At 45.6% G+C, this 18,977-nt stretch carries 19 protein-coding genes; 9 read left to right on the top strand and 10 right to left on the bottom strand.

Going from position 1 to position 18,977, the window contains the following annotated elements:
* The 4 genes from GC130_RS09555 to GC130_RS09540 are packed head-to-tail and all read right to left on the bottom strand — an operon-like array spanning position 1 to position 3,002.
* On the bottom strand, positions 1–567 hold the full coding sequence (locus tag GC130_RS09555; RefSeq protein ID WP_151998075.1) for an FKBP-type peptidyl-prolyl cis-trans isomerase: 567 nt from the start codon (positions 565–567) through the stop codon (positions 1–3).
* 13 nt (positions 568–580) lie between these two features.
* Positions 581–1,063, bottom strand: a complete 483-nt coding sequence (locus GC130_RS09550; RefSeq protein ID WP_151998074.1) for an FKBP-type peptidyl-prolyl cis-trans isomerase — start codon at positions 1,061–1,063, stop codon at positions 581–583.
* Positions 1,064–1,066: 3 nt separating this feature from the next.
* A complete protein-coding gene (locus GC130_RS09545; RefSeq protein WP_151998073.1) occupies positions 1,067–1,978 on the bottom strand; it encodes an FKBP-type peptidyl-prolyl cis-trans isomerase in 912 nt (303 codons plus the stop codon).
* Positions 1,971–3,002 (bottom strand): bifunctional oligoribonuclease/PAP phosphatase NrnA, encoded by a 1,032-nt coding sequence (locus tag GC130_RS09540; RefSeq protein WP_151998072.1) that lies wholly within the window; start codon positions 3,000–3,002, stop codon positions 1,971–1,973. The genes GC130_RS09545 and GC130_RS09540 overlap by 8 nt, the downstream gene beginning before the upstream one ends.
* A gap of 194 nt (positions 3,003–3,196) precedes the next feature.
* Between GC130_RS09540 and ndk the strand changes: the two genes are divergently transcribed.
* Positions 3,197–3,616 (top strand): nucleoside-diphosphate kinase, encoded by a 420-nt coding sequence (gene ndk, locus GC130_RS09535; protein WP_151998071.1) that lies wholly within the window; start codon positions 3,197–3,199, stop codon positions 3,614–3,616.
* 53 nt (positions 3,617–3,669) lie between these two features.
* Here the strand turns inward: ndk and GC130_RS09530 are convergent, their stop codons facing one another.
* On the bottom strand, positions 3,670–4,458 hold the full coding sequence (locus GC130_RS09530) for a ScpA family protein (RefSeq protein WP_151998070.1): 789 nt from the start codon (positions 4,456–4,458) through the stop codon (positions 3,670–3,672).
* Positions 4,459–4,624: 166 nt separating this feature from the next.
* On the opposite strand from GC130_RS09530, the gene dxs reads away from it, so the two are divergent.
* A complete protein-coding gene (gene dxs / locus GC130_RS09525) occupies positions 4,625–6,544 on the top strand; it encodes a 1-deoxy-D-xylulose-5-phosphate synthase (protein WP_151998069.1) in 1,920 nt (639 codons plus the stop codon).
* A gap of 18 nt (positions 6,545–6,562) precedes the next feature.
* Entirely contained in the window at positions 6,563–7,342 is a 780-nt protein-coding gene (locus GC130_RS09520; protein WP_151998068.1) for an alpha/beta fold hydrolase, read from the top strand.
* A gap of 58 nt (positions 7,343–7,400) precedes the next feature.
* Here GC130_RS09520 and GC130_RS09515 read toward each other — a convergent pair whose 3' ends face one another.
* Entirely contained in the window at positions 7,401–8,375 is a 975-nt protein-coding gene (locus GC130_RS09515) for a hypothetical protein (protein ID WP_151998067.1), read from the bottom strand.
* A 665-nt stretch (positions 8,376–9,040) separates the two neighbouring features.
* Here GC130_RS09515 and GC130_RS09510 point away from each other — a divergent pair.
* A complete protein-coding gene (locus tag GC130_RS09510) occupies positions 9,041–9,775 on the top strand; it encodes a hypothetical protein (protein WP_151998066.1) in 735 nt (244 codons plus the stop codon).
* A 51-nt stretch (positions 9,776–9,826) separates the two neighbouring features.
* Here the strand turns inward: GC130_RS09510 and GC130_RS09505 are convergent, their stop codons facing one another.
* From GC130_RS09505 to GC130_RS09495, 3 genes are read right to left on the bottom strand one after another with little or no spacing between them, the layout of a single operon-like run.
* A complete protein-coding gene (locus GC130_RS09505) occupies positions 9,827–11,269 on the bottom strand; it encodes an aldehyde dehydrogenase (RefSeq protein ID WP_151998065.1) in 1,443 nt (480 codons plus the stop codon).
* Positions 11,266–12,282 (bottom strand): dipeptidase, encoded by a 1,017-nt coding sequence (locus GC130_RS09500; protein ID WP_151998064.1) that lies wholly within the window; start codon positions 12,280–12,282, stop codon positions 11,266–11,268. The genes GC130_RS09505 and GC130_RS09500 overlap by 4 nt, the downstream gene beginning before the upstream one ends.
* Positions 12,257–13,045, bottom strand: a complete 789-nt coding sequence (locus tag GC130_RS09495; RefSeq protein ID WP_151998063.1) for an SDR family oxidoreductase — start codon at positions 13,043–13,045, stop codon at positions 12,257–12,259. Before GC130_RS09495 ends, GC130_RS09500 begins: the two co-directional genes overlap by 26 nt.
* A gap of 99 nt (positions 13,046–13,144) precedes the next feature.
* On the opposite strand from GC130_RS09495, the gene GC130_RS09490 reads away from it, so the two are divergent.
* The 4 genes from GC130_RS09490 to GC130_RS09475 all read left to right on the top strand — a co-directional run bounded on the left by GC130_RS09490 (position 13,145) and on the right by GC130_RS09475 (position 17,486).
* Complete coding sequence (locus GC130_RS09490) at positions 13,145–13,669, top strand: 3-hydroxyanthranilate 3,4-dioxygenase (protein ID WP_193217819.1); 525 nt, start codon at positions 13,145–13,147, stop codon at positions 13,667–13,669.
* 12 nt (positions 13,670–13,681) lie between these two features.
* Positions 13,682–14,707: an amidohydrolase family protein gene (locus GC130_RS09485; protein WP_151998062.1), complete on the top strand. Its 1,026-nt coding sequence runs from the start codon at positions 13,682–13,684 to the stop codon at positions 14,705–14,707.
* Positions 14,708–14,866: 159 nt separating this feature from the next.
* Positions 14,867–16,165 (top strand): kynureninase, encoded by a 1,299-nt coding sequence (gene kynU / locus GC130_RS09480; protein WP_151998061.1) that lies wholly within the window; start codon positions 14,867–14,869, stop codon positions 16,163–16,165.
* Positions 16,158–17,486 carry an NAD(P)/FAD-dependent oxidoreductase gene (locus GC130_RS09475; RefSeq protein WP_151998060.1) on the top strand — a complete coding sequence of 443 codons (1,329 nt, stop codon included), beginning with the start codon at positions 16,158–16,160 and terminating at the stop codon, positions 17,484–17,486. Before kynU ends, GC130_RS09475 begins: the two co-directional genes overlap by 8 nt.
* Here the strand turns inward: GC130_RS09475 and GC130_RS09470 are convergent.
* Complete coding sequence (locus GC130_RS09470; protein ID WP_151998059.1) at positions 17,483–17,944, bottom strand: tellurite resistance TerB family protein; 462 nt, start codon at positions 17,942–17,944, stop codon at positions 17,483–17,485. The two genes, GC130_RS09475 and GC130_RS09470, sit on opposite strands and share 4 nt — an antisense overlap.
* A gap of 192 nt (positions 17,945–18,136) precedes the next feature.
* Between GC130_RS09470 and GC130_RS09465 the strand changes: the two genes are divergently transcribed.
* Positions 18,137–18,977: NAD(P)/FAD-dependent oxidoreductase (locus tag GC130_RS09465; protein ID WP_151998058.1), on the top strand; the 841-nt coding region annotated here is incomplete at its 3' end.

The following is an 18,977-nucleotide window of genomic DNA, read 5'->3' as shown; positions in this document are numbered from 1 at the left end:
TCAACGAATTTGAACCATTTTCAACTCCCACACCGAAGGCGAGTTGGCCGGTATTTGCCCGTAGGCAACCGTCCCAAAGGCTAATTTTGAAGGCAGGTAAAACACAAACCGGTCATTCAATTTCATTAACTGACTGCCTTCTTTAAGCCCTGCCACCTGAAAGCCTGAGAAAACAAATCCGGCACCAAAATTGAATTTGTAGGGCACGTAGGCAAACACGGTATCATAGATATTATAGCGAATTGCTACATCTTTTAAGGTGGTCTCTATTACGGCGCTATCCATCCTGCTGATGGTAAAGTGCACCGAAACGATGTCGTTCTTATTTGGCGCTGGCCCGCCGCCCTCTTCGAGGATCTTGTACCTCAGCCCACTCTCTGTTGTCTGCACGCCCTCAATGCCATACTTAGCCAAATATTCATCGATGGCTATGCTGTCCTTTTTGTATTGTGCCTCCACATCAAATACGGGGTCGGGCTCATCCACACTAAGATCGCAGCTCGCAAGTGACGCTGCCAGCGTTCCAACAAACAAAATAACCGCAGCTGTTTTAACTCTAAATATCATCACTCGACTTTATTTATCTTTTGCTATCCAAAACTTCAATCTTAAAAACCAAAACTTGATTGGAGCCTATATCGTCCCCAAAGCCTCTCGTGCCATAGCCAAGATTTGAAGGGATGAGCAATATGGCTTCGCTGCCTACAGGCAACAACGCCACTCCCTCGTCCCATCCTTTAATTACTTTGCCAACGCCAAGAGTAAACTTATATGGCTCACCGCTATCATAAGAAGAATCAAATTTCTTGCCGCTAAGCAGTTTGCCTTCGTAGTTGACTGTAACTACGTCGTTCACCCTGGGGAAGGCACCGGTGCCTTCCCTGGTGATTGTATACCTGAGACCACTTGCGGTAGTTTGAACATTTTTCAGGTCGTTCTTCTTAATATACTTATCAATAGCATCGTACTGCTCCTGTAGCGTAAGCGGATCATCGTCCTTCTTACACCCCAACGTCACCAGCCCAATCACCACAAGTAAAAGAAGAGAAATTCGCTTTATCATAGTCTACATTTGTTCGATCCCAACCAACACTACTTCAAATTTCAAAATTTCGTTCGGCTTAATTGCTCCGCCCGCACCTCTTGCTCCGTAAGCCAGCGAAGATGGCACATAAAGTGTAGCTTCAGCACCTGTATTGAGCAGGGCAATGCCTTCGTCCCAACCTGGAATCACTTGCCCCCGGCCTATCACAAACTGTAGAGGCTCGCCTCTGTCGTATGAAGCATCAAACTTCTCGCCTGCAAGGGTGGTGCCAATATAATGCACGTTTACCATGCTTCCGGGCGTTGGAGTTTCGCCGGTGCCCTGCTTTGTGATAACGTAGCGAAGGCCGGACTCAGTGGTTTGAGCAGCAATATTATTGTCAGCCAAATATTTGTCGATGATTTCACCGTCAACTATAATTTGACCTTCGGCCTCCATCTGCATTTTTTCCATTTCAGCTTGCTGTAACGCCATCTGCTCCTCCTGATATTGTTCTTCGCTCATCATATCCACCAGGCTGCAATTGAAGGTGATCTGGCTGCCTCTCTTGATAGAGTCCGGCAACTGAGTTCCGAATGTATCCTCAAATAGTGCTTCAGCAGTCATTTTAAATTGCACACTGTCTCCCTTTTTTAGTTCACGGAACACTTCATAAAGTACTCCCTGAGTTTGCCAGGCCGAGTCGTTATAAAGCATCGGCAATGGTCGGCCTCCTCCTGCTTCTACACTGTTGAACAGCGCATTTCCATTCTCGTTGAGGTACGAAATATGCATAGTAAGAATCTGGCCATCCGCAGGTTTCTCTCCCTCGCCGTTTCGAATGTAAGACACCTCTGCCCCGGATTTCGTTGTAAATTTGTCAGCACCACCACAGGCAATTACCAGAGCTGCCAGTCCCAGCAACCCCGATAGGTTTTTAATTTTATTAAACATGTAAGAATGAAATGTTTTTGTTTAAATCTTCTTTATATAAAGGCAATAAATTCTTGAACTTTTCAACTGTAGCTTCCAGGCTATCCGTGGAGGCTCCTCCTGCTGCATTTTTGTGGCCCCCGCCATCAAAATGATCTCTGGCAAACTGATTGACAGAAAAATCTCCCATCGACCTGAAAGACATTTTTACCTTTCCGTCTCTTTCGATGATTGTGGCCGCCATCACCACGCCCTTTATAGACAAGGCATAGTTCACAAGCCCCTCAGTGTCACCGTTCTTTGAGTTGAACTTCTTCAGGTCTTCCTTGCTGATAACAAAGTAAGCAACACCAAGGTCAGAGACTACCTGCAACCTTTGGCTGAAGGCAAACCCTAAAAACTTCAGCCTGTCAATGGAGTTATTGTCGTAAATTAGTTTACTCACTTTGGTGACATCCGCACCGCTATCTATCAGGTCAGCCACTATTCGATGAACCCTGGATGAGGTTGAAGGATGCCGAAATGAGCCTGTGTCGGTCATAATGCCGGCGTACAGGCATTCTGCAATATCTTTGTCTATAAGAGATTTATCCCCCAGCTGCTCAATAAGCTGAAAAACGAGCTCAGCGGTTGCCGAAGCTTCTATCGTCCAAAGGCTGTAATCGGCGAAGTCACCTGGGTTGAGGTGATGATCGATGAGTACCTTCACTGCCTTGGAGGCAGCCACCAGCTCTCCTACTTTTTCAATCCGGGACAGCGTGGAAAAATCCAGGCAGAAAATGATGTCAGCTGCATCGATTAGCTTGGCCGAGAGCGTCTCATTGCCATCTTCGAAGTTGATTACAGCGTCATTTCCCTTCATCCAGACCAAAAACTCCGGGTAATCAGTGGGGGTAATCACATCCACATGATGCCCTTTTGCCAAAAGATAATTCGCCAAACCCAACGAAGAGCCCAATGCATCGGCATCTGGCTTTATATGGGTAGTGATGATTATTCGCTTGGGTTGAAGGAGTAAATCCCTAAACTGGTCAATTTGCTGCATGTAAAATGATACCTTCCGAGGAGAACAGGTAAAATGTGAAGTGCAAAAGTGAGAAGAATATTTTAATTAGAAAAACGCATTCCCGAACGCAAATGGTTAAAGGAGTGCCTATTTAGTGCCAGCGTTCGTTCAAAACAAATTAATCTGCTAACTTTGCGGGCGTTTTGAAAACCCTTTCTAATATATAATCAAAAATGGCAGGATCAATTACCTTTTCAATGATTAAGCCTGACGCTTACGGCGCAGGAAACTCCGGCGCAATCCTAAAAATGATTGAGGAAGCTGGGTTTACTATTAAAGCAATGAAGCTAACTAAGCTGACTCCCGAGGTGGCTGGTAAGTTCTACGAAGTGCATAAGGAACGTCCTTTTTATGGTGAACTTTGTGCCTACATGTCTTCAGCTCCAATAATTGCACTGGTGCTTCAAAAAGCCAATGCAGTAGAAGAGTTCCGCAAACTGATTGGTGCCACCGACCCTACCAAGGCTGCCGATGGAACCATCCGCAAGATTTTTGCTAAGTCAATTGAGGCAAATGCTGTGCATGGATCAGACTCAGACGAGAATGCTGCCATTGAAGCTGGCTTCTTTTTCTCTCAGTTCGAGAGGGTTTAAGAAAGATTAGCCAAAGCAAGCCACAGAGCCATGAAGCATTTCATGGCTTTTTTTTATTCTTCAGGCAGCACCACCACTTCTTCGCCTTCAAGTTTTTCAATCCAAAAGTTGTTAAATCCTTCGCCAATGAAAATGGTGATCATTCTCATTTGCAGCAGCTCCAGAATGGCAAGAAAGTTAAATATCACTGCGATTTTTGTTGGCATATCTTCCATTACATTAGCAAACGACAGCCGGCCAGCATCACCCAGTTTATTCATGATGAAGTCCCTTTGGCTGGATATGGTGAATGGGTATTGCACCACATTGTGTATCGGTTTTTTCTGCTCGTACTCAAACCTCTCCAACACCCGCATATACACTTTCAGCAGCTTATAAAGGTCAATATCCTGCAACTCGGCTTCCACATTGTTTATTTCTGACAGCGACCTGAGCTCTTTTTCAAGATTCCCCCTCATTTCTCTGTCCAATCTGTCTGCCTCCATTTTCGAGAGCTCCTCCACCACCGACTTGTACTTCTTGTACTCCAGCAGGTGTTTAACAAGCTCCTCTCTTGGGTCAATTTCATTGCCTAGCTCGTCCAGCACTGGCCTGGGTAGCAGCATCTTTGCCTTTATGCGCATCAACGTAGCTGCTACTAATATAAATTCGCTGGCCACCTCAATATTCATCGACTCGAGGTGCTGCAGGTAGTCAAGAAAGTCGGCCGTAATTTTAGAGATCGGAATATCATGAATATCCAGCTCGTCTCTTTCAATGAAGAACAAGAGCAGGTCAAACGGCCCTTCGAACAATGCCAATTTGATTTCAAACTTTGAAGAATCGGTTTGTGAGATATCCATTTTCTGTAAGGTAGCATCAAATTTACCAACTCAGTAAATAATAGTAAGCCTTTAGCCAAAAAAATGTACCTTTGCCACCTCGATTGACTCATAAAGAGAAAAAAGTTACAATAAACATTTAAGGAACTGGTTAGTTGATTACCTTATATCACAACCTGCGAATAGTATGCTGATACAGCCCGGCGAGCTTCTTTCCACTATCAATTACCCTTCTGACGTCAGAAAACTTGATCCATCACAGCTAGTGCAGCTGGCGGATGAATTACGTCAATTCATTGTCGACAATGTGTCAGTATATGGTGGGCATTTTGGAGCCAGCCTTGGCGTTGTGGAGCTTACCGTCGCCCTTCACTACGCATTTAATACGCCAAATGATCAGCTGGTTTGGGACGTGGGGCATCAGGCATACGGGCATAAAATTCTCACAGGAAGAAAGGAGGTATTCCACACCAACCGTTTTTATGGTGGGATATCCGGCTTCCCCAAAAGAAAGGAAAGTGAATATGACGCCTTTGGGGTAGGTCACTCTTCAACATCTATTTCTGCGGCGCTTGGGATGGCAGTGGCTTCCCACTACAAAAAAGAAAAGCAGAAGCAACATGTAGCTGTAATAGGCGACGGTGCCCTTACTGGTGGAATGGCCTTCGAAGCCATGAATCACGCCGGCGTAGCGAACAGCAACCTGCTGATAGTGTTGAACGACAATTGCATGTCGATAGACCCCAATGTGGGCGCACTAAAGGATTACCTTACTGATATAACCACGTCCCACACCTACAACAAGGTGAAGGACGAAGTGTGGAACATCCTGGGAAAAATCAGCAAGTTTGGGCCAAACGCCCAGGAAATTGCTTCCAAAGTCGAAAACAGTGTAAAGGGCTTTTTGATAAAGAGCAGCAACCTCTTTGAATCTCTTAACTTAAGATATTTTGGCCCGGTAGACGGCCACGACGTTACGCATCTGGCACAGATTTTTAATGACCTGAAAGACATTCCCGGGCCTAAGATCCTGCATTGTGTTACGGTGAAAGGCAAGGGCTTCGCTTTAGCGGAAAAAGACCAAACAAAATGGCATGCGCCGGGTAAGTTCGACAAGCTAACAGGAGAGATTCACAAGAAAGTTTATGATGCGCCACAACCGCCCAAGTATCAGGACGTGTTTGGACACACTCTTGTTGAGCTGGCCAAAAAGAACGAAAAAATAATGGGGATCACCCCAGCGATGCCCTCTGGCTCCTCCATGAACATCATGATGAAAGCCATGCCGGACAGGGCTTTTGATGTAGGCATTGCCGAGCAGCATGCGGTAACTTTCTCTGCCGGCCTGGCTACGCAGGGATTAACACCTTTCTGCAATATATACAGCACATTTATGCAACGTGCTTACGACCAGGTGATCCACGACGTGTGCCTTCAGAATCTGCCGGTGGTATTCTGCCTCGACAGGGCAGGCTTTTCAGGAGCTGATGGGCCTACGCATCATGGGGCTTACGATATCGCCTTCATGCGTTGCATCCCTAATATGGTCGTTTCCTCACCGATGAATGAGGAGGAGCTTCGAAACCTGATGTATACCGCCCAGCTGCAAAAAGAAGGTGCATTCACTATCAGGTATCCAAGAGGCAACGGGGTAATGCCCAATTGGAAGACCCCTTTCAAAGAAATACCAATTGGCCAAGGCAGAAAGCTAAGAGAAGGCGATGACCTGGCTATACTAACCCTAGGGCACATTGGGAACTATGCCACCGAAGCATGCCATATGTTAGAAGAGGATCATGTGGATGCAGCACATTACGATATGCGGTTCGTGAAGCCATTGGATGAGGCGATGCTGCACGAGGTCTTCAAAACTCACAAATATGTAATCACAGTCGAAGATGGCTGTCTACAGGGTGGTTTTGGTAGTGCCATCATTGAGTTTATGGCCGATAACGGTTATGCCTCCAAAATTGTGCGCCTGGGAATACCCGACGATGTAATTGAGCATGGGGAGCAGCATGAGCTGCACCATGAGTGCGGCTTCGATACCCAGGGAATTTATGAGGCAGCTATCAAACTGCTTGAGCCGTCCGGCGTACTAAAATAATCTTACTATATTGGCCATATGGCCCTATTTGTAAAGAAACTATCTCTCGAAGAGCTACCATCTTCTAATGACTCTCCCGTACTTTTGCTTCACGGTTTTTGCGAAGACCACAGCATCTGGAAAAACATGCTGTCGGCTTTTCCAGGCAGAACAATCTATCTCGTAGACCTTCCCGGATTTGGGAAGAGCAATTTAGAGCTACCCCACCCACTTTCCATCGATTGGGTGGCTGAGGTTATTTACCATCAGGTGATTGAACCTGAACAGATTGAACCGATTGTTGTCGGACATTCACTGGGAGGCTATGTGGCACTGGCTCTGGCAGAAAAATATGGGAATAGCCTGAAAGGCCTGTGTTTGTTTCACTCCACTGTCTTTGCTGATTCACCGGAAAAGAAAGCAACAAGAAACAAAGTGATTGATTTCGTCAACAAAAGCGGAGTAGAAAGTTTTACTACTGAATTTGTCCCAGGTCTTTTCCACAGCCTCTTTAGAAGAAAGAATCCAGTCATTGTGCAGCAAGTAGTTGGCCTGGCAGCAGAAACCAGGCTTGATACTCTGACCGCCTACACTGCTGCCATGCGGGACAGGCCTGAAAGAAGCGAAGTGTTGAAGATGTTTAAGCAACCAAAGCTCATCATTGCCGGTGAAAAAGACGGTGCTGTGCCATTAGAACAAAGCCTGCTAATGAAAGAAATGGTTGGGTCTGATCAGTTTGTGCTTTTGGAGGAAACAGCCCACATGGGCATGTACGAAAAGCCGGAAGCGTGCAAAAAGGCGCTGGACTCGTTGGTGTAAAAAAGAAAGGCCATCCCGCTGGGATGGCCTTTGCATTTATTTGCTTGAACGCAAATTTTTAGTCTTCAGATGGCTCTATCTTAACTGTAACAGTAATCGACCTGTTAGTTCCAGAAGTTCCATCAGTTTTCACAACCTTTACAAGACCTTTCTTTGATCCTCTTGCAGAAGCTTGAACAAACGCAAATACTTTACCAGCCTCAAGGTTATTCACTTTAGAAGCATCTGCCGCCACTTCGCCATAAGCACTGGCTAGTGCGTCCACATCTCCGATTGCGTCGAATTGTGCAGCAGTCAATGTGGTTACCTTAAACTTAGTAGCGTTTTTAGTTGGCATTATTGCAGATAGCGCATTGGTAACGTTTAGGGCAGCAGAAAATGCAGTATTTGCATCGGCATCATCCATTGCAGCAATTGCGTACTTATTAGTGTCACCATAGAAAAACAAGAAGTCGACGCTGGCTGAATGAGTATCTCTGGTTTCAGCGTACTTATAAACTTTGTTCTCCTCCGCATCATAAAAGCTTCCTAGGGTTGCATTTGACTGACCGCCAATAAGTGTTTCAGTATACACAACTACTTCAACAGGAGCTGCTTCAACAGTAGCTGTAAAAGTTTTCTCTGTTGTTTGGTTGCTATCGTCAACTCCCTCGAAAGTCCATGACAAATCTTTATCAACGTCATCAGCATCGAAAGTGTAGGTCAGACCAATAACAGCCACAGTGCCTTCCTCTGATAAAGTAACATTTGACGCAGTTCTTGGATATGGCGTAGATGTACCAGCAACTCCATCAACAGAAGGAGTAACATTCAATGTGTTAAATACACCTGGTGCTGTTACTGTTACTGTAAAAGTAACCGTTTCACCCTCAACAGCAGAAATAGCTGCCCCTGTTACTTCAACACCTTCTACTTCTACTTCCATTGAAGGTGCAGTTGGAAGTGGCTCTTCTTCGTCACCACCGCAACTTGCCAGAATGGCTACAGATCCGATTGCACTAAAGAACAATAAATTTCTAAATAGTTTTTTCATGGTTAAATAATTTGAATTGGTTTGCAAGATTATGAATTATATCGTAAAAATTAAAGTTTATACCCAGTTAATGCTATTTTTAAATTTTACCAACGTTTTTATCAGGTCAAATGAGATTTTACAAAAAAATTACACTTTGATAACAAACAGAGGCCTAATTGCCCTTAGGGTTAAAAATTTGGGTTGCTAACAACATCTATGCCCCCAATTTATATTGAGGCATTCTAAATAATTATGGTTGGCTTTGGGGTAATGAAATTGAAGAGTCAATAAACTACCCAAAGGTACCAATAACCACCTGCAAATTCCATACCTAATAATAGGTATTTCTAATACTGAACCAGATTTTCATCAAAAAGTTGCGAAAGAGAGTGCTATTTTTGCCTTCCACAAGAAAATCAAACAGCTATGCCTGCCTTTTTGATTAGCATATTACATTGAGCGGTAGCCCAAAACGACCCGGCCCGGCATTCTAATACTTTTGGTAGCCGCCATTTTTTTTTTAATTTTAGCTGTCTATAAGATTGAATAAATGCTGAATTAAATATATTTGTACATTGCAATACTGTAAATGTGCAATTCTCACAACGAAAGAGCTATTTAATTGCCACATAAACCTTACATCGAACAAAACTTACTTTTGAACCTATTAACGTCGAATCGCTATGCAAGAAATTTCACCTAGTCTGCTTGAAGCTTGGAACACCTATGGGAAATATGGGGCTTATGCTTTAGTTGCTATCGGTTTAGTTGTCCTTATTTATCATTTCCTCAGATTAGCTTCTATCGGTGATAAGAAAACTAAATATGACTATATCAACAAAAACGAGATTAACTTTTTGTGGTATGCCTTTCTTCTTATAATCATTGGTGCTGCTCTGTATTCAAATACGCTTGTAGAACAAACAGGTGTTCTTTGGTTCTTCGTAAGGATATTCGTTAGTTCCATGCTTGGTATCATTGCTGGCGTGGTTGTTCAAAATGTACTCAAGTTTTACTACCCCTTCTATATTGAGAAGCGTCTGAAGAAATTGAGATACTCTCCAAGGCTCTCTCCCGATGGCCGTAAGATGAAGCTTCTGAGTGAAGAAGAGGAAGATGAATACCTTGACGAAGGTATGCAGGCTGAAGAACTTGCCTTCTCCGTAGACTATGACGTTTGGATTGATGAGGTGTCAGGCTACGTGAAGATTGAAAAATACAATGGTCGACTTCATGCACTACAGTGCAGCGAGTGTAACTATCAAACCCTCAGAGTGATGAAAGAGGAAGTTACCAGGACAGCCACTAATGATGAAGACGGCGAAATGATGAAATACTACGAGTGCTCTTACTGCGGCCATAAGGAGCGTAAGCCATTCAAAATCAACAGACTTAAGCCAGAAGGCGAAGCTGTTTAATCGATCACACCCATCATAAAAAAAGAAAGGCCTCAATTGAGGCCTTTCTTTTTACAGTTTGATGCAAATGTTTTGGGCTTCGGTAAAAAACCGCAACGACTCGAAACCACCCTCTCTACCCAAACCAGAATTCTTCATTCCGCCAAACGGGGTGCGAAGATCCCGCAAAAGCCAGGTATTGACCCATACAATACCAAAATTCAGCTTGTGAGAAACATTGTGTGCTTTCTTCAGGTCAGACGTCCAAATATTTGCCGCCAGACCATATGATGACTCGTTGCCCAGGCTAATGGCCTGATCGGCCCCTTTAAAAGGTTGAACCGTTACTATTGGCCCAAATATCTCCTCCTGATTTGTCCGGCATGAGTTTGGCAACCCAACAATCACAGTCGGCTGCACAAAATAGCCCCCTTCACATCTGCCAGCAACCATTTCCATGCCGCCGCCACACAAAACATGCCCACCTTCCTGTTTCGCTACCTCCAGATACTGTAGCACCTTCTGTTGATGTTGTTGAGAAATAAGTGCCCCTATCTTTACGTTGACGTCCAATGGATCGCCCACCTTCAAACCGCCAACCTGTTTTACAAATTCACTCAAAAACTTCTCATAAATACCCTCCTCAACATAAATTCTCGAACCACAGAGGCATATTTCACCCTGATTGGTGAAGGAAGATCGAACAGCACTTTCAACAGCCAAATCAAATTCACAATCTTCAAAAATGATGGTTGGGTTCTTACCACCAAGCTCAAGGGATGTCCTTTTAAATGTCTCGGCAGCGGTAAGAGCAACCTTTCTCCCTGTAGCAGTGCCTCCGGTAAACGACACGGCCTTGACCTCGTCGTGTTGGACGATGGACTGACCAACCTTGCCGCCGGCCCCGTGTACTATATTCAGGACGCCAGGAGGCAGTCCGGCCTTTATACAAATTTCTGACAACAGGAAGGCCGTGTGGGGAGTGAGCTCAGAGGGTTTGGCGACCACCGTGTTGCCTACAGCTAACGCCGGCGCTACCTTCCAGGTGAAGAGGTATAGGGGCAGATTCCAGGGAGAAATGCACCCAACCACGCCAAGAGGACCACGGCGGGTATAATTCAGTGCAACACCGTCGACCAGATGCGACTCGGAAGCAAATTGGGTAATAGCGTGCCAAAAAAATCGAAAATTGGCAGCCGCCCTGGGAATATCCATGGCATTTGAAAGCCAAAGGGGCTTTCCCGTGTCGGTTGTTTCGGCAAGAGCAAGCTCCGCCTGGCACTGTTCCACAGCTTCTGCAATTTTAATAAGGTACTGTGATCGATCCCCGGGGGAAAGGGCAGACCACCCCGGAAATGCTCTTTTTGCTGCGGCAACTGCCTCCTCGACGTCTTCCTGGCAACTGTCGGGTAGCAAACTGTAGACGTCTCCTGTCGCCGGATTATAGTTGTCCAGATAATCCTTTGACTTTGAGGGCACAAGCTTTCCGTCGATATAGTTGGCAAACTTCTTCATTTCAATGATGAGTAATAACCAATCGCATTCTTATAGGCAATGCCACTTTCAAAATGCTTCGCTCCTTTCTCCCTCATTTCGGCCAGAATCTTTTGATACCAGGAGGCGTTGTCTTGCCCTTGAAAATAGATTGGGTAACGAGATGGGTCAGGATGATTCAATGCATAAAAGAAGTCGGCCCCAAATGCCAGAAGGTGCTGCGCCCCAAGCTTTATGCCATGGTCAATGTGATCATATAGCACTCCGGGATCGGTGTCGTTGATATAGTTACGCAGAAAATTGATGCCGATCAGTCCATTTCGTCTTATCAGCTCCATCGCCAGCTCATCCGGAAGGTTTCTGACATGGCTGTGAACGTTTCGAAAGTTCGAGTGACTAGCCAACACCGGGACATTCAGGCTCCTTTTGTCGATATAATTCAGAATGCCGTAAGCCAGCTTGTCGCTCGTATGTGCCAAATCAACCGGAATCCTTTTTCCGTCCAGAAAATCAAGCAGCACCTCGCCATCGGCCTTCAGCCCCACATCCGAATAGTTGCCGCCTCCAAAGCGATTTTCATAGTGATGAGTCATAATAATGTAGGCCAGCGGGCCGGATGATGCGACCATTTGCTCCAGCCGGAGCAAGCCGGAGCTGAGACTCTCGTCCTCTTCACAAAAGGCTGATCCATTTTCTATTGCCAACCAGGCGTAGCAGCCTGAGTGGTTCTCCAGTGTCTCCAGAGAAAGTGCACTGCTTGTAAAACGGCTAAAAGAACTGTTGGAGAGAATAGGTAGCTCCTCAAAAAGCTTTCGCTGCTCCTCGCCAGCCGCACTACTTCCTGCTTTGGTATCGGTGTAGATGGCCATTACCTGAAGTTTAACATTGCCAGCCTTTAAATGCGGTACAGCGGCGCCAAATTCCATAGCCTTATCTACCCGGGCACCTGGTACTGACGACAGATAGGATAGCAAATCGCAATGAAGGTCGACAATAGGCTGCTTCATATCAAATGGAGCCAGTTCTCCCACCATCCACCGGGATGCTTGTGCCGTTAATATAAGCCGCAGCCGGTGTCGCCAAAAAAGCGACCAGCCCCGCAATTTCCTCTGAGGTACCAAAACGCCCCGCAGGTGCCTCCATCTTCATCGACCTGGCCACTTCCTCTTCCGATTTGCCTTCTTTTTCAGCCTTCGATCTGATGAGGGAAAAGAGTCTCTCAGTTTCAGTGAAGCCGGGCAACACATTGTTTACCGTTATTCCAAAAGGTGCCAACTCAAGTGAGAGCGTTTTTGCCCAGCTTGCTACTGCCCCTCTCACGGTATTGGAAACGCCCAAACCGTTGATAGGTATTTTGACTGAGGTGCTTATTACGTTAACGATTCTTCCAAACTTCTTTTCCTTCATCCCCGGTGACAGCTTCTGCACAAGTATATGGTTGCAATGCAGGTGCGCCTCCATGGCATCGAACACCTGCGAATAATTTGCGTCGAGCAATGGCCCGCCCGGAGGTCCGCCGGTGTTATTGATTAGTATGTCATAGCGAGCTCCTCTGTTGATGGCGGCTGCGACGGCTACCTCAACACTAGAGGGGCTACTGAAGTCGGCCGAGAGGTAATTGTGCGACTGCCCGTTTTCAGAAGCCAGACCAGCGACAATTTTTTTCATAGCTGCCTCATTTCGGGCCAGGAGCGTAACTTCAGCGCCTAGCCTGGCCAGCTCAATGGCGCTGGCCAGGCCAATTCCCTGAGTACTGCCACAAACCAACGCCTTCCTTCCTTTCAAATCTAAATCCATAGTTTAGTAACCGTTACCGTTTTCTCGTAATACTACCTTTTCCTAAATGGGTATTATTCGTTATTTTTAGAAAAATACGAAAACATTATTCGTTTAGCTATGACTATTAAAAGACCCTTCAATTTTAAAGGTTGGATAGATGAAAATCGACATTTATTGAAGCCTCCGGTAGGAAACCAGCAAGTTTATAAAGGAAACGATGATTTTATAGTGATGGTAGTTGGGGGCCCAAACTCCCGAAAGGATTATCACTATAATGAAACTGAAGAATTTTTCTATCAGGTAGAAGGAGATATAAAACTGAAAATAATAGAAGATGGGAGGCCACTTGACCTGATCATTAAGGAAGGAGATATTTTCTTGTTGCCAGCCCGAGTACCGCACTCCCCGCAAAGGCCCGCCAATACTGTGGGGCTGGTAATGGAAGTGTACCGGGGAGAAAAACACAAGGATGGCTTCATGTGGTTTTGTGAAGCGTGCGGTCACAAACTCCATGAGAAGTTTGAGGTAATTACTGACATCGTTTCGCAACTGCCTCCAATTATGCAGGAGTTTTACGAGAGTGAAGAAAAAAGAACCTGTGGCAACTGCGGCACTGTGATGGAGCCTCCAGCAAGAACCTAACTTTGTGTCAAAGTGGATAATGATTTCAAAATAGACATACACACCCATATTCTACCGGAAAAATGGCCGGATTTGAAGGAAAAGTATGGCTATGGCGGCTGGATCAGGCTGGAGCACCACAAGCCCTGCTGTGCCCGCATGATGATTGACAATAAATTTTTCAGGGAGGTAGAAGACAATACATGGGATCCGGCGAGGAGAATTCATGAGTGTGACCAGCATGGAGTGGGTGTGCAGGTGCTATCGACTGTACCAGTAATGTTTAACTACTGGGCCAAGGCAGAAGACGCCCATGATCTTTCGATGCTGCTGAACGATCACATAGCCTCCATTGTGCAGGAATATCCCGACAGATATATCGGCCTCGGCACCCTGCCTTTGCAGGACACAAAGCTCGCAGTGAAGGAACTGGAAAGGTGCGTGAAGCAACTAGGCTTGCATGGGATTGAGATAGGCACACACGTAAATAAACTCAACCTGGATGCAGAAGAGCTTTTCCCCGTTTTCCAAGCGGCAGAAGAGTTGGGTGCTTCGGTATTTGTTCATCCATGGGACATGATGGGCAAAGAGGACATGCCAAAGTATTGGCTGCCATGGCTTGTAGGAATGCCTGCAGAGACCTCCAGGGCCATTTGCTCACTCATTTTCGGGGGAGTTTTCGAAAGACTTCCAAATCTTAGAATAGCCTTTGCCCACGGAGGCGGTTCATTTCCCTCAACCATCGGCAGAATTGAGCATGGCTTCAATGTTCGCCCTGACCTTTGTGCCGTTGACAACCCTGTTAACCCGAGAAATTATATAGGCAAATTTTATCTTGACTCGCTGGTGTATGATCAAATGGCGTTAGACATGTTAGTGAAGCTGGTCGGCGAGGATCACATTGTTTTGGGGTCGGACTACCCTTTTCCCCTGGGTGAGCATGAACCGGGAAAACTTATACAGTCAATGCCCTATTCGAAGAGCACCCGGCAGAAGTTACTTCACAAAAACGCCCTCAACTGGCTGGGCATCCATCAAAACAAACTGGTAAAAGCGTGAAAATTAGCCACTCTCATCACTCCAACCTTTCTAATTTACCTATTTTTGCCGTTGGCAGGGACTAAATGGAAGCTAGCTTCAAACCTTCAGGCGTTACTGCTCATTGCGAGGACGGCGCATTGACCATATATTTTATAGACAACTTTAGCCAAACAATACATGAGCATCCTTTATAAACATTCTCTTAGCTTCGCCCGGGGGCTAGACGAGAATGATCCTATGAATTCGTTCCGCCCTCTGTTCAAAATCCCTCAAAGGAACGGAAAAGATTGCATTTATTTCTGCGGCAATTCACTTGGCCTCCAGCCAAAAGCTGCAACCAACAGCATAGAGGAACAAATGGATAATTGGGCACACTTTGCCGTAGAAGGTCACTTTGAAGGAGCGACACCCTGGATGACTTATCACAAGCAAGCCAGGAAAACGCTCAGCCGCCTCGTTGGGGCGAAAGAGCACGAAGTCGTTGCGATGAACAGCTTAACGGTGAACTTGCACCTGCTACTCGTCACCTTTTATCAACCTAAAGGGCAGCGCAGAAAAATTCTGATGGAGAAAGGTGCCTTCCCTTCTGACCAATATGCCCTGGAAAGCCATTTGAAATGGTATGGCTACGACCCGGAAGAGTGTATCATAGAAGTGGAGCCAGATGTCGACACCAATCTTTACTCTACGGGTCATATTGTAAATGAAATCTCGAAAGCTGGAGACGAACTTGCTTTGGTGCTGTTCAGTGGGATACAGTACTACACCGGCCAGCTTTTCGACATGGCTGCTATTACCAAAGCAGCCCATGGGGTCGGAGCGCTGGCGGGCTTTGATTTGGCCCACGCCATGGGAAATGTGCCGATGTCCTTGCATGACGCTGAGGTTGATTTTGCAACCTGGTGCTCTTACAAATACCTGAATTCCAGTCCGGGAGGCATTTCGGGAATTTACGTCCATGAAAAACATGCCGCCAATAAGGATTTGAATCGCTTTGGCGGATGGTGGGGACATAATGAACAAGAGCGATTTAAGATGAAAAAAGGGTTCGACCCAACACCCAATGCCGACGGTTGGCAGCTAAGTAATGCCCCTGTATTACTGTTGGCGGCGCACATGGCTTCTCTGGATATTTTTGAAAAAGCTGGCATTGATGAGCTGAGAAAGAAGAGCATGGCCCTTACCGGTTTTTTGGAGTTTTTGCTCAGGGAGCTTAATGAGGATGACGAAACTGTTCAAATCATTACGCCTTCCAATCCCGAAGAAAGAGGTAGTCAGTTGAGTTTGTTCATTACCAACGGGAACAAAGAAGTTTTCAATGCTATCCAAAGAAGAGGAGTTATTGCGGACTGGCGGGAGCCGAACGTAATAAGAATTGCACCCGCTCCACTATACAATACCTTTGAGGAGGTCTTTCAGTTTGTTGAAATTCTTAAGGAAGAACTTTTAAAGCTAGCATCAATAAAACATGGCTAAAGAAAAAATACTGATCCTGGGTGCGGGGCTGGTTGGTTCGCTGCTGTCCATTTTTTTAGCAAAGAAGGGTTTCAAAGTAGAAGTTTTTGAAAAGCGCCCTGACCCAAGAAAAAATGATGTGTTAGGGGGTAGATCCATCAATCTCGCTTTAAGTGACAGGGGCCTGCTGGCTTTGGAAAAAGCCGGGGTTACCAGGAACCTCAACAAGGTGATGCTGCCTATGCATGGTCGTATGATTCACCAGTTAGACTCCCAGGTTCATTTTCAGCCTTACGGAAAGGCCAATCAGGCTATCAACTCAGTATCGAGGGGTTTGCTGAACGAATACCTTATTGGTGAGGCAGAAGCTGCCGGTGCTTCCTTCAGGTTCGGACACAAATGTGAGCAGGCCGATATCGAAAACTCGACACTCCATTTCTCAGCGGCTGGAAAAGCGAAGGAATATCCTGGTGACGTTATTATCGGTGCTGATGGAGCCTATTCTGTTCTAAGAGCCTCCTTTTTACATTCCGACAGGTTCAACTTTTCGCAAGACTACCTGCCACATGGGTACAAAGAGTTAAACATTCCTGCAGGGAAAAATGGGGAGTTCCAGATTGACCCCAACGCCCTCCACATTTGGCCAAGGGGCAAATTCATGCTCATTGCCCTGCCCAATATCGACAAGAGCTTTACTTGTACGCTCTTTCTTCCATTTGAAGGGGCCTCCTCTTTTGACGCATTAAATACACCAGAAAAAGTGGGTGCTTTCTTTTCAGAAGTTTTCCCTGATACGCTACCGGTTATTCCCAATCTCACCGATCAGTTTTTCACCAATCCCACCTCCTCCTTAGTCACCATTCAGTGCTTCCCGTGGAGTAAAAAAAGAAGCTTGCTGCTTGGCGATGCCTCCCATGCCATTGTTCCTTTCTTTGGGCAGGGGATGAATGCAGGCTTTGAAGACTGTCGGATACTGGATGAGATCATAGATGCCGAATACCCAAACTGGGAAACAGTGTTTCAGTCTTTCGAAAAGGCACGCAAGCCAAATACTGACGCCATTGCCAAGCTTGCCAATGATAACTTTATTGAGATGCGGGACAAGGTAGCGGATGCGGGCTTTATCTGGCAGAAAAAGCTGGAAGCGAGGATCCACGAAAAGTATCCTGACAAATGGACACCGCTTTACACCATGGTGACATTTTCGAACATGCCTTACAGCAAGGCACTTGAGCGTGGCAACAGGCAGGAGTCGATTATGCGTAAAATAAGGGAGGTGTACCCAATGAGCACACCTCCGGAAGCTATCGACCTGGAAAAAATCGTTGGTTGGCTGAACTAGTTATTTAAATCCAGCCTGCTTGACAGTTCGTCAATCAATTTTTGCTCAGCACTTGAAATCCCGTCCGTAGCATTGGCAAACAGGTACATTGATTCCAGTACCAAATCCTTTGCTGTTGGGTCTTCCTTAAGGAAGTCATTCAGTGCATTAATAAATTTCTTTCTCCAGCGTTCGCTATTGTCAATCAGGTAGCGAAACTCTGTTTTGTACACATCGGAAAGGGATTCGACTTCGTCGGGACTTGCTGCCAGGTTCTTGCCGAGATTTTCGGCAGCCCTTAGCACAGCATCCCATTCCTCTTTGTCCAACACCCCATCGCTCATAGAAACCAGAAGCGAAGGAAACATTTGAACCAAATAAGTAAATTGCTCAAGAGTAAGCTTGGCAGGGCGGTACCTCTGGTATTCCTGCTGTAATCGGTCGATGGCGTAAGACATGGTGTCGTTAATTGCGTTCATTTTAAGTAGAAATCTAACTGCTGGTTGTCTTTACATCATCGATTAATACGCCTTACAAAATAAAGGTAACCAATTTTTAGAAACTATCTTATAAAAAATATAATTTTTTATAGTAAAATTTTCCTGTGCGAAAAAATTGTGCTCAGAGAATAACCTAAGCCTGACTTTAATGTTACTAAGAAAATACATTTAATGGAAAAAACCGTCGGAATTATTGGAGCGGGTATAGCAGGCATGGCTGCGGGTATCAGGTTGGCTAACAAAGGATATCAGGTTTCAATTTTTGAAGGAAACGATTATCCTGGAGGCAAATTGACTGAACTCAGGCTTGGTAAATATAGATTTGATGCTGGGCCTTCTCTATTTACCATGCCTGATTATGTCGATGAATTATTCAAAATATCAAAAAAAGATCCGAAAAATCACTTCACATACAAGCGACTCTCAACCACCGCTAATTATTTCTTCGATAACGGAATTTCTCTGAAGGCCTCTGCTAACCCACAACTACTGGCCGCAGAGCTCGAGGAAAAGCTGGGGGAACCAACTGCGAATACGCTAGCTGCTCTCAAACACAGCTCCTTTCTATACAACCACCTGGCTGATCTCTTTATTCACAGGTCGTTGCACGATGCAAGGACGTTTTTCAATGAGCAGGCATTTAAGGCATATAAAGTGCTGCACAAGCTTGACCTTTTCCGGACTATGCACGCTGCCAACCAACAAAGATTCGCCAAGGACAAAACCACACAACTGTTCAACCGGTATGCGACCTACAATGGCTCCAGCCCCTACCTAACGCCGGCCACAATGAATATTATTCCCCACCTGGAGTTTGGTGTGGGGGCATTCATCCCAGAAAAAGGCATGCACCAAATAACAGAAAGCCTCTTTAAGCTTGCGAAAGAGAGTGGGGTAGAATTCCGCTTCAATAGCTCGGTGCAAAAAATCAATCTAAAAAATGGTAAGGTAACCGGCCTCAGGGCTAACGGCCACGATCATCCATTTGACAACATAGTCAGCAATATGGACA

The sequence above is a fragment of the Imperialibacter sp. EC-SDR9 genome (assembly GCF_902498805.1).
Lineage (GTDB): Bacteria > Bacteroidota > Bacteroidia > Cytophagales > Cyclobacteriaceae > Imperialibacter.
The sequence above is the reverse complement of the archived record's forward strand: the minus strand, read 5'-3'. Positions and strand labels throughout refer to the sequence as shown.